Here is a 23,553-nt window from a genome sequence, read left to right as displayed (position 1 = left end):
AACATCATGAAAAAACTACTCGTATCCCTCGCTCTGGGTTGGGGCATCCTGACCGCAGGTTCCCTGGCACTGGCGCAAACCGCGGTTCCTGCGGAGGCTCCAGCGGCAACCGCATCTGCCGCCGAAGCCAAACCCGCAGACGCGGCTGTCCCCGCTGCTGCACCCATGGCTGCTGCAGCACCCGCCGCAGCTGAAGCTGCACCGGCCGCTGCAGCACCTGCACCCGTCCCGAATAAAGGCGACACCGCCTGGATGATGGTTTCCACCCTGCTGGTCATTCTGATGACTGTGCCTGGCCTGGCTCTGTTCTACGGCGGCCTCGTGCGCAGCAAGAACATGCTGTCCGTGCTGATGCAGGTCATGGTCACCTTCTCGATGATCGTGGTGCTGTGGTTCATCTATGGCTACAGCCTGGCCTTCACCGAGGGCAATGCCTTCGTCGGTGGCTTTGACCGGCTGTTCATGAAGGGCATCTGGGACAACGCGGCTGGCACGTTCGCCAATGCAGCTACCTTCAGCAAGGGCGTGGTCATTCCCGAGATCGTGTTTGCCGCCTTCCAGGCCACGTTCGCCGGAATTACCTGCACATTGATTGTGGGTGCATTCGCCGAGCGTATGAAGTTCGCCGCGGTGCTGATGTTCATGGTGCTGTGGTTCACCTTCAGCTATGCGCCCATTGCGCACATGGTCTGGTTCTGGGCGGGTCCTGATGCCTACACCAGCAAGGAAGTGGTCGACAAGCTCAATGCCACTGCCGGTTACCTGTGGCAGTCGGGCGCGCTGGACTTTGCTGGCGGTACCGTGGTTCACATCAACGCGGCCGTTGCAGGTCTGGTGGGTGCTTACATGGTTGGCAAGCGTATCGGCTACGGAAAAGAATCCATGGCGCCTCACAGCCTGACATTGACCATGGTCGGTGCGTCCCTGTTGTGGGTGGGCTGGTTTGGTTTCAACGCCGGTTCCGCTCTGGAAGCCAATGGCTTCGCTGCTCTGGCGTTCATCAACACCTTTGGTGCTACCGCTGCCGCTGTGCTGGCTTGGTCGATTGGTGAGTCCTTGCACAAAGGCAAGGCTTCCATGCTGGGTGCTGCATCCGGTGCAGTGGCCGGTCTGGTTGCGATTACACCGGCTGCCGGCAACGTCGGCATCGGCGGCGCGCTGGTCATCGGTGCAGTGGGTGGCTTTGCCTGCCTGTGGGGTGTGACGGGTCTGAAGAAGATGCTGGGTGCGGATGACACGCTGGACGTGTTTGGCGTGCACGGTGTCGGCGGTATCGTGGGCGCCTTGCTCACCGGCGTGTTCGCATCGCCTTCCCTGGGTGGCCCGGGCTACGTGGCGGATTGGGTTACTGCCACCGGCATCACTGCTGCGGATTACTCCATCGGCGCACAAGTGTGGATCCAGGCCAAAGCCGTGCTGACGACCATCGTGTGGTCGGGTGTGGTGTCGGTCATTGCGTTCAAGCTGGTTGACCTGACCATCGGCCTGCGGGTGAGCGAAGAAGACGAGCGCGAAGGCCTGGACATCACGTCACACGGCGAGACCGCTTACAACCGCTAAGACTGCGTTCCTGCGGGGGCCCGGTAGAACTTCGGTTCTTCCGGGCCTTTTTTTTTGGTAATCCCGGTGCACAATTTCACTTGTGCAGTGCGTTCCCGCCGGAATGCCCCAACCGAGACCCTTCACCATGACTTCCCCGCTGATCCTGCGCTGTGATGAACTGCTCTGCGAAATCAAACCCGAGCTGGGCGGCTGCATTGCCGGTTTGTGGCTGGGCAGTGATCCTGTGCTGCACTCCACCCGCGCGCAGGACCTGCATTCGGTGCGCCAGTCGGCCAGTTATCCGCTGGTGCCGTTTTCCAACCGGGTGGGGCATGCCAGCCTGCAGTGGCAGGGTACCGACCACCCGCTGGTCAAGAATTTTGAGCCCGAGCCGCATGCCATCCACGGTGTGGGTTGGGAGCGGCCCTGGGCGGTGCTGGAATCCAATGACCGGTTTGCACTCTTGTCCTACGAGCACAAGGCCGATACCGCCTGGCCCTTTGACTTTGACAGCTCGCAGGCCTTCAAACTGAGTGGTAACGCGCTGGAGATGGGTCTGAGCATCACCAACCAGTCCGCCGTGTCGGCGCCGGTGGGGCTGGGCTGGCATCCCTATTTTGAAAAACGCCCCAACAGCCATATTGCCTTTGACTCCACGGGCCGCTGGGAAATGGGTGCGGATAAATTGCCCACACAGCGTGTTGCCAACCCGGGTCTCAACACTGACTGCGGCACCTTGGCGGTGGACCATTGTTTTGATGGCTGGAGCGGGGTGCTGCACCTGCATGATCACGTCCTGCACACCCATGTCAGCTCCAACTTGAGTCGTCTGGTGGTGTTCACCACACCGGAGCGTGGCGACATTGCCATCGAGCCGGTCAGCCATGTCAATAACGCACTCCACCTGATGGCCCGCACCGGCGCCAGTGCGCAGGATCTGGGCGTGTGCATTCTGCAGCCCGGTCAGACTTTTTCATGCGAAATGCGCATTGAAGTGAAGCGTGCCCCATGAGCTGGCAAACCTTCAGCCCGCTTACGTACGCACTGGGTGAGTCGCCATTCTGGCATCCGCAGGACCGCATGCTGTACTGGGTAGATATTCCCGGTAAAAAAATTCTGCGCGCTGACGTGGCGATGGGGTCCGTAGAGTCGTGGGATATGCCGACCGAGCCGGGTTGCATTGCACCGGCAGCCAGCGGCGGCCTTGTGATGGCCTTGCGCCACGGTGTGTTCCGGGCGCGCGAATGGGGTGGCCCCCTGCAGCATGTCGCCACCTTGCCGTATGACCCCGCCACCGTGCGCGCCAACGACGGCAAGTGCGATGCCCTGGGCCGCTTCTGGGTGGGAACGATTGACGAAACCAAGGTCAACCGCAGCGCGGCCCTGTATTCCATCGACTGCCGCCAGGGCCGCGCGCCCGTTATCCAGCGCATGGCTGACCATGCGTTGACGGGCAATGGCCTGGCCTGGAGTCCCAATGGCCGCACGGTGTATTGGGCCGACACCCCCAGCCATGTGGTGCACGCCTGGACCTATGACGTGATGGACAACGCGGTGTCGGCACACCGCCATTTTCAGCAGTTCGACCCCAAGCCGGCACTGTGGCAGTTCGAGCAGACGGATTACCGCGGACGCCCCGATGGCGCCGCGGTGGATGTGAAAGGCAACTACTACTGCGCCATGTTCGAAGGCCGCCGCATCTGCAAGTTTGCGCCCAGCGGCGCGTTGCTGGCCGAGTACCCCACGCCCGCGCAATGCCCCACCATGCCCTGTTTTGGCGGAGAAGACCTGAAGACACTCTTTATTACGACCGCGCGCCATGGACGCAGCGCCGCCGAATTGCAGCAGTTTCCTCTCTCGGGCGCGGTGTTCTCCATGCGGGTGGATGTGGCGGGTTTGCCGGTCAATTTCTTCGTTGAGTAAATTTTTGAGGCAGCGTGCTTCAAAAAATTCACGCGGCCTGTGACGCAGCCCCTTACCATCCCAACCATGCAAACCATGGACTCTTCGCTTCTTCACATTACCGACCGCATTCACGCGGCGATGACCGACGGCACCCCTCTGCGCATCCGGGGCGGTGGCAGTAAAGACTTTTACGGCCAAAGCCCACAGGGTGAGGTGCTGGACACGACTGGCCTGAGCGGCATCGTCAGCTATGAGCCCAGCGAGTTGGTCGTCACCGCTGGCGCGGGAACGCCGCTGGCCGAGCTGGAAGCCTTGCTGGCTGAAAAAGGGCAGTGTCTGCCTTTTGAGCCCCCGCACTTTGCCTGGTCGGGCAACGCGCGTGCCACCGTGGGCGGCATGGTGGCTTGCGGACTGTCGGGGCCCGCACGCGCCAGTGTCGGCGGCGTGCGCGATTACGTGCTGGGCCTGAAGATGATCAATGGCCGTGGCGAAGCACTCACCTTTGGCGGCCAAGTCATGAAAAATGTGGCCGGGTACGACGTGTCGCGCCTGATGGTGGGCGCTATGGGCACCTTGGGCCTGTTGACCGAGATCTCGCTGAAAGTGTTACCTGTGGCACCTGCCGAGGCCACGCTGGTGTTTGAGATGCCGCAGGCACAGGCACTGGAGCAACTGCACACCTGGGGTGGCCAGCCGCTGCCGCTCAATGCCAGTTGCTGGGTCTGTGACGAATCCGATACCACGGCTCCAAAAGGGGGGCGTGAGTTGCTGTTTGTGCGCCTGCGCGGCGCAGTGGCTGCGGTGGAGGCCGCGTGCCAGAAGATGCTGGCCGAGCAGACGGGCACCCGCATGGACAATCCACAGGCGCAGGGTGACTGGGCCTTGTGCCGCAACCAGCAATTGCCCTTTTTCGTGGCGAAGCCCGCCAGTGACCTGGCCTTGTGGCGCTTAAGCGTCGCGCAAACTGCGCCAGCCTTCAATCTGCCCTGGCCCCAACTGGTGGAATGGCACGGCGGGCTGCGCTGGCTGTGGGCACCGGTCGATGCGGCCTCCAAGCTGCAGGCGCTGGCGCGCGAAAATGGCGGTCACGCTACACTTTTTGTAGCTGCTGGTGCAACATCCACGGGGGCTGGCGGCCTATTTTCTTTGCAAAATTCGGCAGAGTCAGCAATTCAACGCCGCCTCAAAGAGACGTTTGATCCCCAGGGGCTCTTCAACCCTGGCCGCTTGCTCGAAGCGATCTGAGACACCCCATTCATGCAAACCAAGCTCGCTCCCGAATACCAGAACACGGCCGACGGCATGGCCGCCGAAGCCATATTGCGCAAATGCGTGCACTGCGGTTTTTGCACTGCGACCTGCCCCACCTATCAGCTGCTCGGCGACGAGCTGGATGGCCCGCGTGGGCGCATCTACCTGATGAAACAGGTGCTCGAAGGTGAAACACCGACCCGCAAAACGCAGCTGCACCTGGACCGTTGCCTGACCTGTCGCAACTGTGAAACCACCTGCCCCAGCGGGGTCGACTACGGGCACCTGATCGACATTGGCCGCAAGCTGGTGGACGCCAAGGTCCAGCGTCCCGCCATGGAGAGCGCGGTGCGCTGGGCGTTGAAAGAAGGCTTGCCATCCCCCCTGTTTGGTCCGGCCATGAAGATGGGGCAATTGGTGCGCCCCCTGCTGCCTGCGAGCCTGAAAAACAAAGTGCCTGCCAAGCAGGACGCAGGCGCCTGGCCGACCCGGCAACACGCCCGCAAGATGCTCATGCTGGCCGGCTGCGCGCAGCCCTCCATGGGACCCAACATCAATACGTCAACGGCCCGCGTGCTGGATGCGGCGGGAATTCAGGCCGTGATCGCGCCCAAGGCGGGGTGTTGCGGCGCGGTCAAGTTCCACCTGAACGACCAGGATGGCGGACGGGCCGAGATGCGCGCCAACATCGACGCGTGGTGGCCCCATGTGCAAAACGGCGTGGAAGCCATTGTGATGAATGCCTCGGGCTGCGGTGTGACGGTCAAGGAATACGGCCATATCCTGAAGGACGATGCGCTCTACGCAGAGAAGGCTCAACGTATCAGCGCGCTGACCAAAGACCTGAGCGAACTGCTGCCTGCACTCGTACCCGCATTGAAAGCGGCCTTCCCGGGTCTGGTCGACAGGGTGACCCAGCGGTCCACCCCCATCGCGTTTCATCCGCCCTGTACCTTGCAGCACGGCCAGCAACTCAAAGGCGGTGTGGAGCAGCACCTGGGTGCCTTGGGCTTCAGCATTCGCACCGCGACGTGCGAAGCCCACCTGTGCTGCGGTTCAGCCGGAACCTACAGTGTGCTCAACCCCGAAATTGCCTACCAGTTGCGCGACCGCAAGCTCGGCCACCTGAACGAACTGCATCCCGAAGTGATTGTGTCGGCCAACATCGGCTGCATCACCCATTTGCAAAGTGGCACCGATACGCCGGTCCGGCACTGGGTCGAAGTGCTGGACGCAGCTCTTGCCGGGGTGGCCTGAGCGACCCGCCTGCGGCGGATCAGTCGGCCAGTACCGCCTCAATGTCTTGGGCCATGCTCTTCGGGGTGTCGGTCGGCGCGTAGCGCTTGATGACCTGTCCATCGCGGCCCACCAGAAACTTGGTGAAGTTCCATTTGATGGCTTTGGAGCCCAGCAAGCCTGGTGCTTCCTTGGATAACCACTGGTACAGCGGGTGGGCACCACTGCCGTTGACGTCGATCTTGGCCATCATCGGAAAACTCACGCCGTAGTTGAGCTGGCAAAACTCGGCAATCTCATCGTTGCTGCCCTTGTCTTGCGCGCCAAACTGGTTGCACGGGAAGCCCAGCACGACCAGGCCCTTGGCGCCGTAGGTTTTGTGCAACTCTTCCAGTCCGGAAAATTGCGGGGTAAAGCCGCAGGCACTCGCCGTGTTGACGATCAGCAGGGGCTTGCCCTTGTACTGATCAAGCGGCACAGACTGGCCGGTGATGGTGAGCGCTTCAAAGTCGTAGACAGTGGTCATGGGCAGTCCCTGGTGCAAAGTGGTTTGAATGGCGACAGTAACAGCAGTAAAAGCCATTTGCACGGGTGGGCCTACCTGCATTCTTGTGAGTGCACTATTTCGAGGCATGACGGCTGGTGTTGGTGCGCAATGGCTCATGCAGAAGCCATTTGGAACTCAAAACACTGGCACGCGTTTTGCGTGCTCCACTTTCGCAAGAAGGGCGATTTGTGCATAGAGGCATGAACGCGCTAGCGTAGGGGCACTAGGGTTCCGGTCGCCGAATAGTGAATTCGTGTGATGTCTGGTCCGAGAGTGCTCCGGCCTCGCAAGAGGCTCCACGGAGGGATAAAAGCCCGGGAGAACGATGTACCAATCGTCTCTTCCTGCGCCCGTCATTTACTTCAGGAGCCTCGCCATGCACTCATCAGGTTTTTCCCTCACCAACACCCAGTCTTTGCTGGGCCGTCTGTTCAAGCCCGCCGTGGGATTGGCAGTGTCCCTTGTGGCGGCTTCGAGCTTTGCTGCGGGCCCCACGTCGATGAAAATCGGAACGGTGGTCTGGATCGGCTACGGTCCTTTCTACGTGGCCGAAGCGCTGGACATGTACAAGAAGTACAACCTCAAAGTCTCCCTGCAGGTCTTCACCGACCCCGCGCTGATTCCACCGGCCATCGCCTCGGGCGCCATTGATGGCGGCCATTTGACCTATGACCAGGTGGTGGGTCAGGTCGCTGGCGGAACCATGCAAAAAGTGGTGATGCCCATTGACTATTCCAATGGAGGCGATGCCATCGTGGCGGACGCCAGTATCAAGACGGTCAAGGATTTCAAGGGCAAGAAGGTGGGTTTCAATCCGCTGTCGCCGTCCGACTTTTTGCTGTCCTATGCCCTCAAGACCAATGGCCTGACGGACAAGGACATCACAGCCGTCAGCATGACGCCCGAAGCCGTGCCGGCTGCCATGGCCTCGGGCCAGATGCCCATTGGCGTGACCTACGAGCCCAGTCTTTCCCAGATTCTGGGCCAGGGCGGCGGCAAGAAGTTCAAGGTGGTGTACTCCTCCAAGAATGCCCCGGGCCTGATCGCGGACGTGATGGTGTTTGACGACAAGGTCATCAAGGCCAAGCCCACCGAGATCGCCGGCATCATCAAGGCCTATCTGGATGGCCTGGCCTACATGAAGGCCAAGCCCGATGAGTCTGCCAAGATCATTGGCAAGTTCATGGGCGTGACACCCAAAGAGGTGAAAGAGCAACTCTCCGGTGTGTACAACATCCCGCTGGCCGAGATGCCCAAGGCCTTCGTAAAAGCCAAGGAAACCACGTCCTACTACGCCAGCGGCGAGATCATTTCCCAGCTGCTCAAGGCAAAGGGCCAGATCACCACGATCCCGGCAACCGAAGCCACATTTGACGCGCAATTCGTGACCGCGTTGACCAAGAAGTAATCCAACCGACTCGGTGCCTGCAGCGCCGAGTCCTTCATTCGAGGGCCGCATGATGGCGCAAATCTTTCGTTACCCCGACGGTATGTGGCCCAACGTGGCGGACATCGGTTTTACAGTGCTCGGCTACGCGGGCGGTGTGGCCCTGCTCGGTGCGTCGCACGGGGCCCTGAATGCGTTGGGCTTTGTGATGGTGGCGCAGACCCTGATCTGGTCGGCTTACTTCATCCATGAGTTTGCGCACTACGCGATCTTCAAGACCCCAGCGGCCAATGAGCGCTGGGGAACGCTGATGAGCTGGATCAATGGCAGCTGTTATGCCCGATTCGCGGACTTGCGGCGCAAGCACATGCGCCACCATGTGGAACGCGCAGATGTGATCACGTTTGATGTGCGCGCCTACCTGCTGGCCGCACCGGCCTGGGTGCGCAACACGGTGCTGGCGCTGGAGTGGGCCTACATTCCCGTTGTGGAATTTCTGATGCGTGCCTTTGTGGTGGTGCTGCCATTTCGCGATGACCGAAAGAGCGCTGCCAGGGGCCGGGTGCTGGGCATTGCCGCGGTTCGCCTGACGGCGTGGGCGGCACTGGGCTGGTGGTCACCCAAGGCGCTGCTGTTGTACTTTGGTGCCTACCTGGTTTTTGTCACCGCCTTGCGTTTTGCAGATTGCTTCCAGCACACCTACGATGCGTATCCGATCCTGGACGAAACACCGATTCCCGCAGACAAAGTGCGCGACCGCGCCTATGAGCAAGCCAATACCTACAGCGACATATTCAGCCTCGGCAGCACGGTGCTTAACCTGATCCTGCTTAATTTTGGTTACCACAATGCGCACCATGAGCGGCCTACGGCGCCGTGGCATCGTTTGCCGGCCTTCCATCGCGAGCTCTACCCTGCAGCCTGTGCGCAGGTGATCACGGTGCGCGAGTTGCTGCACAGCTTTCACATCAACCGGGTCAAACGCGTGCTGTCCGGTGACTACGGTGTGGTTCAGCCTGCAGGCGTGAACGGGCGCGCCGATGGCTTTGTCGGCGCCGTGGGTGTGTCGTTTCTCACGGCGGTGTAAGTTGAAATCCAGCTACGCCTTGCACGGCAAAACCGTGGTGATCACCGGCGCGGGCGGCGGCATTGGCAGTGCGCTGGCGCACGCGTTCGCGCAGCAGGGCGCACGCCTGATGTTGCTGGACCGCGATGCCGCACCGCTGCAACGTGTGGCCGATGCACTGGCATCGCATGCCGACGTGGACACGGCTGTATGTGACCTGGGTGATGACGCGCAGGTGGCCGCACTGGCCGCCCGTTTGCAGAGTCAGTGGGGTTCGGTGGACAGTTTGATTAACAACGCCGGTGCGGAGTACCCGACGCCGCTGGACAGCAGTGCCCCCGATGCCACCGCGCGTTGGGCCAGCCTGCTCGACAACAATGTCGTCAGCATGGTGCGCCTGACGCGTGCGTTGTTGCCGCTGATGCGGTTCGGCTCGAGCATCGTCAACCAGTCTTCCATCTGGGGCAAGACCGGTGTTGCCGACTTCTCGGCCTACGTGGCCAGCAAGCACGCGGTGATCGGGCTCACGCGTTCGCTGGCATTTGAACTGGCTGGGCGCGGCATTCGCGTCAATGCCGTGTGCCCGGGGTGGATTCGCACCGATGCGGCCATGCGTTCGCTGGCCAGCATGGCGCAGCAGCAAGGGCGCAGCGAAGCCGAGATTGAGCGCGAGGTGCTGTCGCAGCAGGCTTTGCCCAGCATGCTGGCGCCAGCGGACATAACGGGCATCTACCTGTTTTTGGCCAGTGCCGACGCCGCGCCGCTGACCGGTCAGGCCATCGTGGTGAGTAACGGCGAGGTAATGAGCTGATGGCCGCCGCATGGGCCCTGTCGCTGGCCGGACGCACCGCCCTGGTCACCGGTGCCAGTACCGGCATTGGCCGGGCCATTGCCCTGGCATTTGCACAGGCGGGTGCGAAGGTCATCATCAACCACCTGGGCCGTGAGGGACAGGCGCGTGAGGCGGTGCAAGAGATTGAAGCCTTGGGCGCACGGGCGTGGGCTGTTGAGGCCGATGTGAGTCGGGCCGTCGATGTAGCCCGCATGGCCGAACAGATTCAGAGGGACTGTGGGCTGGTGGATGTGCTGGTCAACAACGCCGGAATCATCCAGGAAAAACCGTTTCTGGAAACCACCGAAGACGATTGGGACCGGATGCTGTCGACCGATCTGAAATCGGTATTTCTGACCTCACGCGCCTTCCTGCCGGCCATGGTGGCACGCAAGGCGGGGGTGATCATCAACATCGCATCTGATCTCGCGGTGCTGGGTCGCGCGCAATACGCGCCTTATTGCGCGGCCAAAGCCGGTGTGCTCGGTCTCACACGGTCCCTGGCGCGTGAGTTTGCGCCAGCGATCCGCGTCAACGCCATTGCACCGGGGCCGGTGAATACAGCCATGGTGTCGCTGGAGGCCATGAGCCCCGAATGGATGGCCAAAGAGCTGGATATTCCGCAACACCGCGTTGCCGAGCCGCAGGAGATTGCGGCCACGGCGTTGTTTCTGGCGTCTGATTTATCGCGCTTCTATTGCGGGCAAGTGCTGGGCCCCAACGGTGGCTCGGTGATGCCTTGACTCGGTACGAATTGAAATTTTCATGTCTGTATCGCCCACGCTTGTCCGATCACCTGCACTGCCTCTGTTGGTGCTCCTGTTTTCCTCGTCCTTGTGGGGGCTGTCCTGGTGGCCTTTAAAGCAGTTTGTGGGCGTGGGGCTGGCAGGCCCGGTTTTATCCCTGTTGGTGTATGGACCGGTAGGCCTGACCCTTTCCGTACTGCTCTGGCGTGAGCGGGCCGCGTGGCGGCCGCAAGCCGGTCTGCTGGTGGCGCTGGCGCTGGTGGGTGGGTGGGCCAACACCTCGTTTGTCAACGCCCTGATGCTGGGCGATGTGGTGCGGGTGATGTTCCTGTTTTACCTCTCGCCGGTGTGGTCCGTTCTGGGTGGCTGGTTGTTTTTGGGCGAGCGGGTAGGTGCGCGGCGCAAGGCGGCTGTGGCGGTGGCCGTTGCCGGCCTCTGGCTGGTGCTGGGCGGCACCAAGGCATTGGCCACTGCGCTGAGTGTTGCCGACCTGTTGGCGCTCTCCGCAGGACTGGCGTTTGCGGGCAACAACGTCATCGCGCGCGCCGGGCAGTCCATTCCGATCCGCTCCAAGACGGCTGCCGTTTTTCTGGGCTGTGGCGTGCTGTCGGCCGCTTGGGCGCTGGGCCAGGGTGCTGCCATTCCTGCCGTTTCACTATTGGTCTTACTGGCGGTGTTGGCCTACGGCTTTGGCTGGATGCTGCTGGCCACGGCCACCTGGCAATTTGGCGTCACCCACATGGAGAGCGGGCGCGCGGGCGTGGTCATGCTGGCGGAGCTGCTGGTGGCCGTGTTGACCGCCACCTGGTGGGGAGGCGGTCAACTCTCCGCCATGGAATGGGTAGGCGGTGCCCTGATTGCCTGCGCCGCCCTGATCGAGGCAACGGACACGGGCGCACCGCCGTCTTCAAACACTTTAATGAAGGAAGCACCATGAGTACCGTATGGATGAACGAACTGTCCTGGCTGGATTACCAGGCCCGCATGGCGACTGACAAGCCGCCCATCCTGCTGCCCGTGGGGGCGCTGGAGCAGCATGGTCCGCACCTGCCGTTGGGCACGGATGGCTTGCTGTCGGCTGCGGTGGCTGCTGATGCGGCAGCCCGTGTGGGCGGACTGGTCGCACCCACGCTGTCCTATGGCTACAAGTCACAACCCAAATGCGGTGGGGGTCAGCATTTTTGCGGCACTACCAGTGTGGACGCCGCCACGCTGATTGGCTCGGTGCGCGATGCCGTGCGCGAGTTTGCGCGTCACGGTGTTACCAAGCTGGTGATCGTGAATGGGCACTATGAAAACCAGTGGTTTTTGATTGAAGGCATTGACCTGGGCTTGCGCGATGCCGGCCCCGGCACGCAACTGGAAGTCATGCGTCTGGAATACTGGGACTTCATGACACCCGAAACGCTGGCGGACGTTTTTCCACAGGGCTTTCCCGGGTTTGCGCTGGAGCACGCAGCGGTGCTGGAGACTTCCATGATGCTGCATTACCACCCTTCGCTGGTGCGCCTGGACCTGATTCCCGACGATGGCCCGGCCGACTTCCCACCTTATGACCTGTACCCCACACGCACGGACTGGGTTCCGCCGTCCGGCGTGCTGTCTTCGGCAAGGGGTTCAGACGCCGACAAGGGTCGCCTGTTGGCGCAGGAAGTGTCTGTACGCATTGCACAGGCGATCAAAACCGGCTTTCGTTAAGGTCGGGCGATGGTGGAGCACCCTGACGGTCCGATGGATCTGACAACGACGGCGCTGCTGGTGATTGACATGCAGCGTGATTTTTGCAGTCCGCAAGGCTATGCAGCGCGCGCCGGGCTGGATGTGGCGCGGTTGGCGCAGCCCATCGTTTGCATACGCCGTCTGCTGGATGCGGCGCGCGCAGCGGGCATGCCCGTGGTACACACGCGTGAAGGCCATAGACCTGATCTTTCCGATTGCCCGCCCGAGAAGATGCGTCGCAGCCTGAGGGCGGGCGCGGCCATTGGCAGCACCGGGCCGATGGGGCGCCTGCTGATACGCGGCGAGTATGGCCATGACTTCATGGATGAATTGCAGCCCGTCGCAGGTGAAGTGGTCATCGATAAGCCGGGATATGGCGCCTTTCACCAGACCGATCTGGACCAGGTGTTGCGCAACCGCACAATTCGCCAGCTCATCCTGTGCGGCGTGACCACCGAGGTGTGCGTGCACTCCACGTTGCGCGAAGCGGTGGACCGCGGGTATGCTTGCATGACGGTGGGTGACGCCACCGCCGCGAGTGACCCGGCGATGCAGGCACCCGCACTGGCCATGCTGGGTGTCGAGGGCGGAATCTTCGGCTCTGTGGTCACAACGGATCAACTGCTCGCCGCCCTGCGGGCGGCATCTACCCACCAAGGCATCGCATGACCCAGGTTAAGAAATTGTGGCCGCTGTTGACGGCAACGCACCGCTACGACAAATCGATCTCCACGTTCAACCGCGGGCGCGGTGAACAGATTGAGGCGCCGATACTGGCCTATCTGCTTGAAACTTCGAACGGCCGCATTCTGTATGACGTGGGCTGTGACCACGCCAAGATCAGCGACCCTGTGGCGCGTGCCCGTTACTACGATCCGGCCGTGTTCCCGCTGGGCGCGCCTGAAATGCGCGAAGAGCAACACATTCCCCACCATCTCGCGCGCCTGGGGCTCACGGCCGCCGATGTGGACGTGATCTTTATCGGCCACCTGCACTTTGATCATGCGGGCGGCCTCAAGGAGTTGCGGCGCTGTGGTTGTGGCGCCGAGATTCACGTGCAGCGGGATGAAATGGAGGTCGCGCGCAGCGGTGCAGACGGAGCCGTGTTCGGCGATGACCTCATCGACGACGCGGGTGCGCCCCTGCAGTTTCGCCTGCAACACGGCGAATACACGCTGCTGCCCGGCGTGCAGGCGATTGCCACACCCGGGCACACGGTCGGTCATATGTCCATGTTGATCGAATTGCCCAAGGGTGCGCCCGTTTTGCTGGCGGGCGACGCTGCGGACCTGCAGGAGAACCTGGACGATGAAGTGGCGCCCGGCACCCTGTGGCAGGGGCGCGAGCAGCAGGCAATAGACAGCATCCGCAAACTCAAGGCGTTGGCTTTGGAGACCGGTGCGCAGATCTGGCCGAACCATGACATGGCGTTCTATCGCTCCTTGCCACCTTTTCCGCTGGCTTGCGAATGACGGCCGTGCCGGATCACTACCGAGGGCTTTGGGTTCGCAAACTTCTGGAGACCCCGACGCTGCGCGATGAAAGCACCTTTGTGTGCTGGATGCAGACCAGTGCCTGGCATGCCGATTTGCGCATTCCCGCGTCGGCCCGGCATGGCAGCATGCCGACCTTGGAAATGCTGTCATCTCAGCAGGGGTTCTGCGGTGTGACAGAAGTGACGCAGGACGCGCCAGGCGAGGTGTGTACCTGGCATCGCCAGTTGGACTTTCAACCACCCCGTGCGGAAGTCGACGCGGGTGTGATGGTGTTTGAAACGCCAGAGCGCGTCATTGAGACGGGCGTGCACGCGACGTATCTGGAAGTCTGGGAACGGTTGCCGGACTCTACGGGTCGAACCATCGTGCTGGGCGGCGTGGACAGCACGGGTGGTGATACCCGGGAGCGGGTGCTGGTGGCCGGGCGCTACCTGATGCATGTGCGTCCCCGGACCGTGGCCTGGCCGCAAGGACTGGAAGCCGGCCTGTCGTTGGCGAGCGTGGTCGCCCGCCATCCCGCTATGGCGCAGGAGCTGCTGGACTTTGAAATCTCGGTTGGCAAACTGGATGCAGGTTGCTGGACGATTGGGCATTCGACCCTGCCGGAGCGGGAGGGCCGCAGCCTGCCCTGTGTGCTGCAGCGGGATGGGAAATCGGGGGTGATCGCCGAGGGGTGTTTTTCCGGCACCGCGTGGCAGATCATCGAGTGGACCTGCATGGATGCCACGCTATGAGCCCATTCGCACGGAAAACGTGCGACCACACCACTTTGGTGCACTTTAACGCGAATTTTCTGGCACCGAACTTGCGTAGTTTCATACAAGAGAGGGCGTCGTGCACCGCACATCGCTTGACTTGCTAGACCGCTAGGGTTCCGGGTGCCATGTTGCATGGCGCTGTCTGGTCCGAGAGCTGTCGGCCGCATTCAATGCGGCTCCACGGAGGGACAAAAGCCCGGGAGAAGATGGTGCGCTGCGCCGTCCTCTCTTGCTTTGGTCCTTTTACTTTTGGAGCCCGCCCATGTCAGACCCCACCTCGCCGCCCGCACGACCGGGCATCTGGCGCATCGCCGGCCAGCTGTCCCGTCGGCAGTACTGGATGTTTGCCGCTCTGGGCTTGTTCCTCCCTTTTGCCGGTTGGGCGCTTTTCTCCGCGTCGGGCTGGGTCGATCCCGTTTTCTTGCCGGGGCCGCTCAAGGTGTTCACCCGCCTGGTGTCCTGGCTGTTCGAGGATGACTTGCTGGGCGACGCGGCCATCAGCATCTATCGGGTTGCCGCCGGGTTTGCACTGTCCGCGGTGCTGGCCTTGCCACTGGGCTTGTTGATCGGTTCATTCCGCCCGGTGGAAGCGCTGTTGGAGCCGCTGACTGATTTCATCCGTTACATGCCGGCCGTGGCGTTCATTCCGTTGGTGATGCTGTGGCTGGGTATTGGAGAAAGCGCCAAGATTTCCATCATTTTCATCGGCACGTTTTTCCAGATGGTGCTGATGGTGGCGGAAAACGTTCGCCTGGTTCCCATGGCGCAGATTGAAGCGGCACTCACCATGGGTGCCACCCGCTTCGAGATGATCCGCCTGGTGCTGGCGCAGTCGGCCCGCCCGGCCATTCTGGATACCTTGCGCATCACCATGGGATGGGCCTGGACCTACCTGGTCGTGGCCGAACTGGTGGCTGCCAACTCCGGTCTGGGCTACGCCATTCTGAAGGCGCAGCGCTACCTCAAGACCGACACTATTTTTGGCGGAATCATCCTCATCGGGGTGATTGGTCTGTTGATGGATCAGGGCTTTCGCTGGTTACACCGGCGGCTCTATCCCTGGGCACAAGCGAGAGGGTAAATCATGTCCAAAGTCAGTATCCAAAATGTCGGCAAGGTGTTTGAGCGCGCGGCCAGTCCGGTGCCTGCACTCGACAACGTCAACCTCAGCATTGAAGACAACGAGTTCATCACGCTGGTTGGCGCATCCGGTTGCGGCAAGTCCACACTCCTGCGCATTTTGGCGGGGCTGGAGTACCGCACCAGCGGGGAGGTGTTGTGCGACGGCAAGAGCATCAACAGCCCGGGCGCAGACCGGGCCATGGTGTTTCAGCACTACAGCCTGTATCCCTGGCTCAGTGTGATCGACAACATCAAGTTCAGCCGGCAGCTCCAGATCAACCGCGAAAACCTCACCTCGTCCGATGTGGAGGCCGCCTCGGGCCGTGCCGACGCCTTGCTGAACCTGATCGGCCTGAGCAAGGTGCGCAACGCCTATCCCAACCAGCTGTCGGGCGGCATGCAGCAGCGCGTGGCGATTGCCCGTGCGTTGATGGGCCGTCCGTCAGTTCTGCTGATGGATGAGCCGTTTGGCGCGCTGGACTCGCAGACGCGTGAGGTCATGCACGACCTGATACTGCACATCCACCGGGTCGAGAAAACCACCATTGTGTTTGTGACGCACGACGTGGAGGAGGCGGTGTACCTGGGTCAGCGCGTGGTACTCATGCAGCCGCGTCCGGGCCGCATCCACAGCATTTTTCCGGTGCCCCTGCCTGCCCAGCGCACCCAGGACATGAAGTACTCGACTCCCTTTCGCGAATTGCGCGCCGAGATTCTGGCGCGTATTCGTGAAAGCACCGGCATCACTACCGACCTGGACATGTTAGACAAGCTCAATGTGCAGAGCACAGCGGTCTGAGCCGATTGCCACCTGCTTCATCCACTCATTTAAGCGATACCGCCATGCAAACGTCTTTCGCCAATTTACCTCCAATGGCCCGTGCGGCCGTGCCCGAGACTTCGTCCACCTTCGCGCCAGACCGTGTGCTGTGGGAGGAAGCCTTGCCCGGTGGGTGTCACTGGTCGGGCATCCTGCGCCGCGGAAACACCCTGCGACTGACCGACCTGAGTGGCAGTGCCAATGTGGCGGCCCTGTTCTTCAATCAGGAAGAAAAGACCGAGCGTTACAACATGCCCGACACGCTCAAGGCACAGCACACCGCGTTCCTCACTACGGGCCATGTGTGCTACTCCGACATGGGTCGCGTGCTGTGCTCCATTCCGGAGGATACCTGTGGCTGGCATGACACTTTTTCCGGCGTGCTCGATGCCGAAGGCGTTCGGAAAAAATATGGCGAAGCGCGCTACCAGGAGCACCGCAACGGCATGTTCCGAAGCGCTCAGGATGGCTTGTTGGTGGAACTCAACAAATGGGGTCTGGGCCGCCGCGATGTCGGTGCCAACGTCAACTTTTTCAGCAAGGTCACGGCCGATGCAGAAGGAAAGCTGCAGTTCGACACCAGCCACCGCCAGCCCGGCCACCATGTGGACCTGCGTTTCGAGATGAATGTGCTGGTGGTGCTGTCCGCAGCACCCCATCCGCTGGACCCTGCGCCTCTCTATGCCCCTGGGTCGGTGATCCTGACCGCCTGGCGCTCGGGCACCGCCGGTGCCAGCGATGTATGTCGCCTGTCCTGCCCCGAAAACGACCGTGGCTTCATCAACACCGAACGCTGGTTTTTGTAAACCGGCGCGCCAATCCACGTTTGATTCTTTCGACTCCATTACCCAAGGAATTCACCATGTCTGCCATTACCCAGACCAGCGCGCTTGACCCGGCGCACGCCACCGTGGACGCCATCGTTCCAGCCGGTGAGCCTTGGATGCAGCGCCTGTCCAAAGGACAGATTTTCCGCATCGTCGATCTGGAAGGAAACCAGGCTGTCGACACGCTATTTTTCAATGCCCACGATCCCGAAGAGCATTACAGCCTGACGCACACCATTCAGGCGCAAGGCGCTTTGTATCTGGGTTTGGGAACCACGCTGATGTCGAGCGAAGGCAAGCCCATGCTGACCGTCGTGGCCGATACCTGCGGGCGTCACGATACGCTGGGCGGTGCCTGCTCCTGCGAAAGCAATACCGTACGGTATGCGCTGGAGAAGCGCACCATGCACAGTTGCCGCGACAACTTCATGGCGGCCATTGCCCACAACCCGTATGGCCTTCATAAACGCGACATCGCATCCAACATCAATTTCTTCATGAATGTTCCGGTCACACCGCAAGGCGGCCTGACGTTCGAAGACGGTATCTCGGCCCCGGGAAAGTACGTCGAGATGCGCGCGGAGATGGATGTGATCGTGCTGATCTCCAACTGCCCGCAACTCAACAACCCGTGCAACGCCTACAACCCGACGCCGGTGCGCTGCCTGGTCTGGGACCCGGCCTGAAAGGGCCCGAAGTGCCGGACGGCCGGCGCTTATTTCTTGAACGGCAGGACGACCTGCTCTTTGCACTGAGCTGACCATGTTCAAAAAAGTACTTGTTGCCAACCGCGGTGCGATTGCCTGCCGCATCATCCGCACCCTGCGCCAGATGGGTGTCGGGGCGGTCGCCATCTATTCGGATGCCGATGCCGAGTCGGCCCACGTCGCCATGGCGGATGAGGCGGTTTGCGTAGGTACGGCGGCCGTAGCGGGCAGCTACCTCGCCATGCACCGCATCATTGAGGCGGCGTTGGCTACCGGAGCACAGGCTATTCATCCTGGCTATGGCTTTCTCTCGGAAAACGCGCAGTTTGTGGAGGCATGCGAGGCTGCCGGACTGGCCTTTATCGGGCCGACACCCCAGCAAATGCGGGTCTTCGGCCTGAAGCACACGGCGCGGGCATTGGCAATGGAGGCCGGTGTACCGCTGTTGCCCGGCACCGGCTTGCTGGCGGACCTCGATACCGCGCTGCTGCAGGCAGAAATCATCGGCTACCCCGTGATGCTCAAGAGCAGTGCAGGCGGGGGCGGGATTGGCATGCAGATGTGCTGCCATCCGGATGATCTCAGCGCGGCCTTCGATTCCGTGCGCCGCCTGGCGCAGTCCAACTTCTCCGATGCGGGTGTTTTCCTGGAGCGCTACATCACCGATGCCCGCCATATCGAGGTGCAGATTTTTGGCGACGGCGCCGGCCAGGTGCTGGCGCTGGGTGAGCGCGATTGCTCGCTGCAGCGGCGCAACCAGAAGGTGGTGGAGGAAACACCCGCACCCCATCTGCGTGAAGAGGTTCGCCAAGCGCTGCTGAACACGGCCCGCACGCTTGCCAGCAAGGCGGCCTACCGCTCGGCGGGCACCGTAGAGTTCGTGGTGGATGCGGCGACGCAGGAGTTCTACTTTCTGGAAGTAAATGCCCGGCTGCAGGTGGAGCACGGCGTGACCGAGGCGGTTACCGGCGTGGATCTGGTGGAATGGATGGTGCGGCTCGCCGCGGGCGATATGCCGCCGCTGGACACTTTGACAATCGTGTCACGCGGCCACGCGGTGCAGGCCCGTTTGTATGCCGAAGATCCGGCCAAGAACTTTCAGCCATCCACTGGTTTGCTGACGGACGTGCATTTCCCGTCCAACCTGCGGGTGGACACCTGGATTGAACGGGGTACCGAAGTCACCGCGCATTACGACCCCATGCTGGCCAAGCTGATTGCGCATGGTGACGACCGTGAGCAGGCCTTTCTGAAGCTGGAGCAAGCCCTGGTGGACACGCGCATCGCCGGTTTGGAGTCCAACCTCGATTACCTGCGCTCCGTGATGCACTTTGCACCCTTTGTGCAAGGGCAGCACACCACGCGCAGCTTGTCGACCTTCGTCGCGCCCAGCCATGCCATTGACGTGCTCAGCCCCGGCGTGCAAACCTCGGTACAAGACTGGCCGGGACGATTGGGCTACTGGGCGGTGGGCGTTCCGCCGTCGGGCCCTATGGACAGTCTGGCGCTGCGCCTGGCCAACCGGCTGGTGGGTAACCGCGAGGGCGATGCCGCGCTCGAGATCACGGTGGCTGGGCCCACCCTGAGTTTTCGTAGTGCGATGACACTGGCCGTTGCCGGTGCGCCGATGGAGCTGACGCTCGATGGCGCCCCCGTTCCCCTGGCAAGCGCATTCACCGTTCAGTCCGGTCAGATGCTCCGCATAGGCCGCGTCACGGGCGCGGGCTGCCGCTCTTACCTGGCCGTTGCCGGCGGGGTGGATGTGCCCAGCTATCTCGGCAGCGCATCGACCTTCACCCTGGGTCAGTTTGGCGGCCATGGCGGGCGTGTACTGCGCGCGGGCGATGTACTGCATGTGGGTCAGGCGATGGACCTGCCGGTCATGGAGGCTCCGACTGCGGCCGGTCTGGTGCCCACCTACCAGAGTCACTGGGATATTGGCGTCCTCATCGGGCCGCACGCTGCGCCCGATTTCTTTACGCCCTCCGATATCGAGATGTTTTTTGCGACGGACTGGCAGGTGCACTACAACTCCAGCCGCACCGGCGTGCGACTCATTGGCCCCAAGCCGACGTGGGCCCGGCGCGATGGAGGCGAGGCGGGTCTGCACCCCTCCAACATCCACGACAACGCCTATGCCATTGGCGCGATTGACTTCACGGGTGACATGCCGGTGATTCTGGGGCCGGATGGTCCCAGTCTGGGCGGCTTTGTCTGCCCGGCCACCGTGGTGCAGGCCGAGTTATGGAAGCTCGGCCAACTCTCGCCAGGTAACACCGTGCGGTTTGTTCCACTGCGTCACGATGAGGCGGTGGCCATGGCGAAGACCCAGCAGGCAGCGCTGGCGGTTCCGGTGCGCGTTGAAGCCATTCCATCGGCTCTCGGGGTTGCTACGAGCCAGCCGCAGGACGGCCCGGTACTGCACCGGGTGGCCGCAGGGGGCGAGGGGGTCGAGGTCGTGTTCCGCCGCGCGGGTGATGCCTACGTATTGATTGAATTTGGCGAGCTCCAGCTGGATCTGACCCTGCGCTTTCTGGTGCACGCCCTGATGGTGCGTGTGCAGGCCCTGCGCGATGAAGGCCACTTGGCGGGTGTGATTGATTTAGCGCCCGGCATCCGCTCGCTGCAAGTGCACTATGACCCCATGACGCTGCCCTTGCCCCACCTGATGGACAGCTTGCTGCAGGCGCAAGCCGGGCTGAGCGCGGCGCAGGATATTGAAGTGCCCAGTCGCACCGTGTGGTTGCCACTTTCGTGGGACGACCCCGCCACCAAGCTGGCGATTGAGAAGTACATGCAATCGGTTAGCGCCGATGCCCCCTGGTGCCCCAGCAACATTGAGTTCATACGCCGAATCAACGGCCTGCCCGATATCCAGGCGGTGTATGACATCGTGTTTGACGCCAGCTACATGGTGCTCGGATTGGGCGACGTGTACCTGGGGGCTCCCGTTGCCACACCGCTGGATCCGCGCCACCGGCTGGTTACCACCAAATACAACCCGGCACGCACCTGGACCCCTGAAAACGCAGTGGGCATTGGTGGCGCCTACCTCTGTGTGTACGGCATGGAAGGCCCGGGCGGCTACCAGTTTGTCGGCCGCACCGCGCAGATGTGGAACCGCTGGCGTGAGACCCGTGAATTCACAAAGGGCAAGCCGTGGCTGCTGCAATTTTTTGACCAGATTCGCTTCTACCCCATGGGGGCAGAGGAGTTGCTGGCGTACCGCAAGGACTTCATTGCCGGGCGCGCGTCCTTGCGCATCGAAGAGGGCGTATTCCGCCTGTCGGATTACCAGCGCTTTCTCGATGACAACGCGGCTTCCATCCAGAGTTTCAAGCAGGGTCAGCAGGCGGCCTTTGAGGCAGAGCGCGAACGCTGGCGTATTGCCGGTGTCTCGGAGGCGCCCGATGTCGGCACCGACGACGATGCCGTGGCCCGCAACGCGGCGGCCCAGGCGTTTGACGGCGAGGTCATTGCGTCGCAGGTGTCGGGCGGCGTATGGGCTGTGCAGGTGGCCGTGGGCGCCGAGGTGAAGGCCGGGCAGGCACTGTTGGTCATTGAATCCATGAAGATGGAAATTACGGTGCACGCCCACTGCGATGGCCGCATAGAACAGTTGCTCTGTGTCGAAGGCCAGTCGGTGACTGCCGGGCAGCCGTTGGTATTGATGCGCTAAACCCCGTGAATTCCACGCAAACCTACTTTGAACCAGGAGATGACGATGCGACTTGATCTTTCCATTCCCGCCCTGCGGGCCCGTTACCTGGATGGCAGCCTGACACCTGTGCAACTGGTAGCGCTTCTTGATGCAGAGATGCAGCGGGAAGATGCCGCACTGGATCGCCATATTTGGATCCGGCGCCTGTCGCTCAACGAGATGCGCGTCTATGCCGCTGCATTGGAAGGGCGCGACCCGGCGACGCTGCCGCTGTATGGCATTCCGTTTGCAATCAAGGACAACATTGATCTGGCGGGTATTCCCACCACCGCGGCGTGTCCGGAGTTTGCCTACACGCCGGAGGTCAGTGCCACCGTGGTGCAGCGCTTGATAGCCGCTGGCGCCATTCCGGTGGGCAAGACCAACCTGGACCAGTTTGCCACCGGCCTGGTCGGCGTGCGCTCGCCTTATGGCGCATGCCGCAACAGCATCAACCCCAAATATGTGTCGGGCGGATCTTCGGCCGGCTCGGCCGTCTCGGTAGCCTTGGGGTTGGCGAGTTTTTCACTGGGCACCGACACCGCAGGTTCAGGCCGCGTGCCCGCGATGTTCAACAATCTGGTGGGCCTGAAGCCCACCTGCGGTCGTATCCCTACACCCGGGGTGGTGCCGGCTTGTCGTACGCTGGATGCGGTGTCGGTGTTTGCCTTGACTGCAGGCGATGCGGCCGCCGTGCTGGCAGCTGCGCAGGGAGAAGACCCGCAGGATGCGTATTCGCGCAACCTGGCGCCGCATGGGACTAACTTTGGCGCAGCAGGTGCGTTCCGGTTTGGTGTTCCGCGCGAGGTGGATCTGGAGTTCCATGGCAACTCCGAGGGTCCGGCCCAGTTTGCGCAGGCCGTTGCGCACTTGTGCGCGCTGGGCGGGACACCTGTGGAGGTCGACCTCACGCCATTCCGCGCGGTGGCGACCCTGCTCTACGAAGGTCCCTGGGTGGCCGAGCGTTACCAGGCTATTCGGGCCTTTATTGAGGCCAAGCCAGAAGCACTGCACCCGGTTACCCGCGCCATCACCGAAAAAGGCATTCATATCTCAGCGCCTGACACCTTTGCCGCTTTGTACCGGCTCAAGGACCTGGAGCGACAAACGCGCACGGTCTGGGACACTATCGATTGCATGGTCACCCCCACTGCCAGCACGGTCTACACCATTGAGGCCGTAGAGGCCGATCCGATTCGCCTCAACTCCAATCTGGGCCACTACACCAACCATGTGAATTTGCTGGACCTGTCCGCCATTGCCGTGCCCACGGGCTTGATGACCGCAGCCATGGACCACATGCCCTGGGGTGTGACACTGGTGGCGCGTGCGGGTCAGGATCTGCCCTTGCTGTCGCTGGCCGCGCGTCTGCATGCCGTCACCGTGCCGACAGTGGGTGCTACATCGCACGCGCCGCACCGGTTGCCCAGCGCCACGCCGGATGCCACGCCATTCCCCTCGGGTCTGGTGCAGGTGGCGGTGTGTGGCGCGCACTTGAGCGGACTTCCGCTGAATGGCCAGTTGACCCAGCGCGGTGCCCGGCTGGTGCGTGCAGTGCGCAGTGCGCCGTGCTACAAATTGTTCGCATTGCCCGGCGGGCCACCCAAGCGGCCCGGTATGGTGCGGGTGGACGGCGGCGGTACCGCTATCGAACTGGAGGTTTGGGAGTTGCCAGGCCGGGAGTTCGGCTCGTTTGTAGCGGGCATACCCGCGCCCCTGGGCATTGGCATGGTTGCACTGGAAGACGGCACCCAGGTGCAGGGCTTTGTTTGTGAAGTCTATGCAACAGCCGACGCGCAGGACATCAGCCACTTTGGTGGATGGCGCAGCTATTTGCGCAGCCTTGCCTGAGTGGATGCCCGGCCTCAGCGGGGGCCGGCATCCGCAAACGC

Annotated in this window: 21 protein-coding genes and 2 riboswitches; of the genes, 20 read left to right on the top strand and 1 reads right to left on the bottom strand. The window is 62.1% G+C overall.

All coding sequences use genetic code 11. From position 1 onward, the window contains the following. Nucleotides 1–6: 6 nt before the first annotated feature. The 5 genes from AC097W_RS07255 (at nucleotide 7) to glcF (ending at nucleotide 5,955) form a co-directional block, all read left to right on the top strand. Entirely contained in the window at nucleotides 7–1,560 is a 1,554-nt protein-coding gene (locus tag AC097W_RS07255; RefSeq protein WP_479601813.1) for an ammonium transporter, read from the top strand. Between the two features lie 127 nt (nucleotides 1,561–1,687). Further along, the gene (locus tag AC097W_RS07250; protein WP_479601812.1) at nucleotides 1,688–2,554 is read left to right on the top strand and encodes an aldose epimerase family protein; all 867 of its coding nucleotides are present in this window, start codon (nucleotides 1,688–1,690) and stop codon (nucleotides 2,552–2,554) included. Continuing rightward, entirely contained in the window at nucleotides 2,551–3,465 is a 915-nt protein-coding gene (locus AC097W_RS07245; protein ID WP_479601811.1) for an SMP-30/gluconolactonase/LRE family protein, read from the top strand. Before AC097W_RS07250 ends, AC097W_RS07245 begins: the two co-directional genes overlap by 4 nt. A gap of 66 nt (nucleotides 3,466–3,531) precedes the next feature. Then, the gene (gene glcE, locus AC097W_RS07240) at nucleotides 3,532–4,692 is read left to right on the top strand and encodes a glycolate oxidase subunit GlcE (RefSeq protein WP_479601810.1); all 1,161 of its coding nucleotides are present in this window, start codon (nucleotides 3,532–3,534) and stop codon (nucleotides 4,690–4,692) included. 12 nt (nucleotides 4,693–4,704) lie between these two features. Beyond that, nucleotides 4,705–5,955: a glycolate oxidase subunit GlcF gene (gene glcF / locus AC097W_RS07235; RefSeq protein WP_479601809.1), complete on the top strand. Its 1,251-nt coding sequence runs from the start codon at nucleotides 4,705–4,707 to the stop codon at nucleotides 5,953–5,955. A 19-nt stretch (nucleotides 5,956–5,974) separates the two neighbouring features. On the opposite strand, the gene AC097W_RS07230 is transcribed toward glcF, so the two are convergent. Then, nucleotides 5,975–6,460, bottom strand: coding sequence for a glutathione peroxidase (locus AC097W_RS07230; RefSeq protein WP_479601808.1), 486 nt, complete (start codon nucleotides 6,458–6,460; stop codon nucleotides 5,975–5,977). 233 nt (nucleotides 6,461–6,693) lie between these two features. Beyond that, nucleotides 6,694–6,804, top strand: a riboswitch (guanidine-I (ykkC/yxkD leader). 53 nt (nucleotides 6,805–6,857) lie between these two features. Here AC097W_RS07230 and AC097W_RS07225 point away from each other — a divergent pair. The 15 genes from AC097W_RS07225 (at nucleotide 6,858) to atzF (ending at nucleotide 23,512) form a co-directional block, all read left to right on the top strand. Beyond that, complete coding sequence (locus AC097W_RS07225; protein ID WP_479601807.1) at nucleotides 6,858–7,889, top strand: ABC transporter substrate-binding protein; 1,032 nt, start codon at nucleotides 6,858–6,860, stop codon at nucleotides 7,887–7,889. A 49-nt stretch (nucleotides 7,890–7,938) separates the two neighbouring features. Then, nucleotides 7,939–8,955 (top strand): fatty acid desaturase family protein, encoded by a 1,017-nt coding sequence (locus AC097W_RS07220; RefSeq protein ID WP_479601806.1) that lies wholly within the window; start codon nucleotides 7,939–7,941, stop codon nucleotides 8,953–8,955. 1 nt (nucleotide 8,956) lies between these two features. Next, nucleotides 8,957–9,745, top strand: a complete 789-nt coding sequence (locus tag AC097W_RS07215; RefSeq protein ID WP_479601805.1) for an SDR family NAD(P)-dependent oxidoreductase — start codon at nucleotides 8,957–8,959, stop codon at nucleotides 9,743–9,745. Beyond that, nucleotides 9,745–10,509 carry an SDR family NAD(P)-dependent oxidoreductase gene (locus AC097W_RS07210; protein ID WP_479601804.1) on the top strand — a complete coding sequence of 255 codons (765 nt, stop codon included), beginning with the start codon at nucleotides 9,745–9,747 and terminating at the stop codon, nucleotides 10,507–10,509. Before AC097W_RS07215 ends, AC097W_RS07210 begins: the two co-directional genes overlap by 1 nt. A gap of 22 nt (nucleotides 10,510–10,531) precedes the next feature. Continuing rightward, on the top strand, nucleotides 10,532–11,449 hold the full coding sequence (locus AC097W_RS07205; RefSeq protein ID WP_479601803.1) for a DMT family transporter: 918 nt from the start codon (nucleotides 10,532–10,534) through the stop codon (nucleotides 11,447–11,449). Continuing rightward, nucleotides 11,446–12,210 (top strand): creatininase, encoded by a 765-nt coding sequence (locus AC097W_RS07200; RefSeq protein ID WP_479601802.1) that lies wholly within the window; start codon nucleotides 11,446–11,448, stop codon nucleotides 12,208–12,210. The genes AC097W_RS07205 and AC097W_RS07200 overlap by 4 nt, the downstream gene beginning before the upstream one ends. A 9-nt stretch (nucleotides 12,211–12,219) precedes the next feature. Beyond that, the gene (locus AC097W_RS07195) at nucleotides 12,220–12,900 is read left to right on the top strand and encodes a cysteine hydrolase family protein (protein WP_479601801.1); all 681 of its coding nucleotides are present in this window, start codon (nucleotides 12,220–12,222) and stop codon (nucleotides 12,898–12,900) included. Continuing rightward, entirely contained in the window at nucleotides 12,897–13,703 is an 807-nt protein-coding gene (locus tag AC097W_RS07190; RefSeq protein WP_479601800.1) for an N-acyl homoserine lactonase family protein, read from the top strand. Before AC097W_RS07195 ends, AC097W_RS07190 begins: the two co-directional genes overlap by 4 nt. A 5-nt stretch (nucleotides 13,704–13,708) precedes the next feature. Further along, nucleotides 13,709–14,461 (top strand): hypothetical protein, encoded by a 753-nt coding sequence (locus AC097W_RS07185; protein WP_479601799.1) that lies wholly within the window; start codon nucleotides 13,709–13,711, stop codon nucleotides 14,459–14,461. A 121-nt stretch (nucleotides 14,462–14,582) separates the two neighbouring features. After that, nucleotides 14,583–14,690, top strand: a riboswitch (guanidine-I (ykkC/yxkD leader). A gap of 57 nt (nucleotides 14,691–14,747) precedes the next feature. Further along, nucleotides 14,748–15,566 (top strand): ABC transporter permease, encoded by an 819-nt coding sequence (locus AC097W_RS07180; RefSeq protein WP_479601798.1) that lies wholly within the window; start codon nucleotides 14,748–14,750, stop codon nucleotides 15,564–15,566. A gap of 3 nt (nucleotides 15,567–15,569) precedes the next feature. Further along, complete coding sequence (locus tag AC097W_RS07175) at nucleotides 15,570–16,406, top strand: ABC transporter ATP-binding protein (RefSeq protein ID WP_479601797.1); 837 nt, start codon at nucleotides 15,570–15,572, stop codon at nucleotides 16,404–16,406. A gap of 74 nt (nucleotides 16,407–16,480) precedes the next feature. After that, the gene (locus AC097W_RS07170; RefSeq protein WP_479602076.1) at nucleotides 16,481–17,233 is read left to right on the top strand and encodes an urea amidolyase associated protein UAAP1; all 753 of its coding nucleotides are present in this window, start codon (nucleotides 16,481–16,483) and stop codon (nucleotides 17,231–17,233) included. A gap of 56 nt (nucleotides 17,234–17,289) precedes the next feature. Beyond that, entirely contained in the window at nucleotides 17,290–17,940 is a 651-nt protein-coding gene (locus tag AC097W_RS07165) for an urea amidolyase associated protein UAAP2 (protein WP_479601796.1), read from the top strand. Nucleotides 17,941–18,016: 76 nt separating this feature from the next. Further along, complete coding sequence (uca, locus tag AC097W_RS07160; RefSeq protein WP_479601795.1) at nucleotides 18,017–21,640, top strand: urea carboxylase; 3,624 nt, start codon at nucleotides 18,017–18,019, stop codon at nucleotides 21,638–21,640. Nucleotides 21,641–21,685: 45 nt separating this feature from the next. Beyond that, nucleotides 21,686–23,512, top strand: a complete 1,827-nt coding sequence (atzF, locus tag AC097W_RS07155) for an allophanate hydrolase (RefSeq protein WP_479601794.1) — start codon at nucleotides 21,686–21,688, stop codon at nucleotides 23,510–23,512. Nucleotides 23,513–23,553 lie beyond the last annotated feature (41 nt).

Source organism: Rhodoferax sp. GT1R46 (genome assembly GCF_056521285.1).
This window is presented reverse-complemented; position numbering and strand designations above follow the sequence as displayed.

Bases quoted from the DNA above. Each gene is read 5' to 3' on its own strand.
- AC097W_RS07170 (WP_479602076.1), top strand. From the start codon at position 16,481: ATGGCCCGTGCGGCCGTGCCCGAGACTTCGTCCACCTTCGCGCCAGAC.
- AC097W_RS07245 (WP_479601811.1), top strand. From the start codon at position 2,551: ATGAGCTGGCAAACCTTCAGCCCGCTTACGTACGCACTGGGTGAGTCG.
- AC097W_RS07165 (WP_479601796.1), top strand. From the start codon at position 17,290: ATGTCTGCCATTACCCAGACCAGCGCGCTTGACCCGGCGCACGCCACC.
- AC097W_RS07175 (WP_479601797.1), top strand. From the start codon at position 15,570: ATGTCCAAAGTCAGTATCCAAAATGTCGGCAAGGTGTTTGAGCGCGCG.
- AC097W_RS07250 (WP_479601812.1), top strand. From the start codon at position 1,688: ATGACTTCCCCGCTGATCCTGCGCTGTGATGAACTGCTCTGCGAAATC.
- uca (WP_479601795.1), top strand. From the start codon at position 18,017: ATGTTCAAAAAAGTACTTGTTGCCAACCGCGGTGCGATTGCCTGCCGC.
- AC097W_RS07230 (WP_479601808.1), bottom strand. From the start codon at position 6,460: ATGACCACTGTCTACGACTTTGAAGCGCTCACCATCACCGGCCAGTCT.
- AC097W_RS07225 (WP_479601807.1), top strand. From the start codon at position 6,858: ATGCACTCATCAGGTTTTTCCCTCACCAACACCCAGTCTTTGCTGGGC.
- AC097W_RS07180 (WP_479601798.1), top strand. From the start codon at position 14,748: ATGTCAGACCCCACCTCGCCGCCCGCACGACCGGGCATCTGGCGCATC.
- glcE (WP_479601810.1), top strand. From the start codon at position 3,532: ATGCAAACCATGGACTCTTCGCTTCTTCACATTACCGACCGCATTCAC.
- AC097W_RS07195 (WP_479601801.1), top strand. From the start codon at position 12,220: ATGGTGGAGCACCCTGACGGTCCGATGGATCTGACAACGACGGCGCTG.
- AC097W_RS07255 (WP_479601813.1), top strand. From the start codon at position 7: ATGAAAAAACTACTCGTATCCCTCGCTCTGGGTTGGGGCATCCTGACC.
- AC097W_RS07210 (WP_479601804.1), top strand. From the start codon at position 9,745: ATGGCCGCCGCATGGGCCCTGTCGCTGGCCGGACGCACCGCCCTGGTC.
- atzF (WP_479601794.1), top strand. From the start codon at position 21,686: ATGCGACTTGATCTTTCCATTCCCGCCCTGCGGGCCCGTTACCTGGAT.
- AC097W_RS07190 (WP_479601800.1), top strand. From the start codon at position 12,897: ATGACCCAGGTTAAGAAATTGTGGCCGCTGTTGACGGCAACGCACCGC.
- AC097W_RS07200 (WP_479601802.1), top strand. From the start codon at position 11,446: ATGAGTACCGTATGGATGAACGAACTGTCCTGGCTGGATTACCAGGCC.
- AC097W_RS07205 (WP_479601803.1), top strand. From the start codon at position 10,532: ATGTCTGTATCGCCCACGCTTGTCCGATCACCTGCACTGCCTCTGTTG.
- glcF (WP_479601809.1), top strand. From the start codon at position 4,705: ATGCAAACCAAGCTCGCTCCCGAATACCAGAACACGGCCGACGGCATG.
- AC097W_RS07220 (WP_479601806.1), top strand. From the start codon at position 7,939: ATGATGGCGCAAATCTTTCGTTACCCCGACGGTATGTGGCCCAACGTG.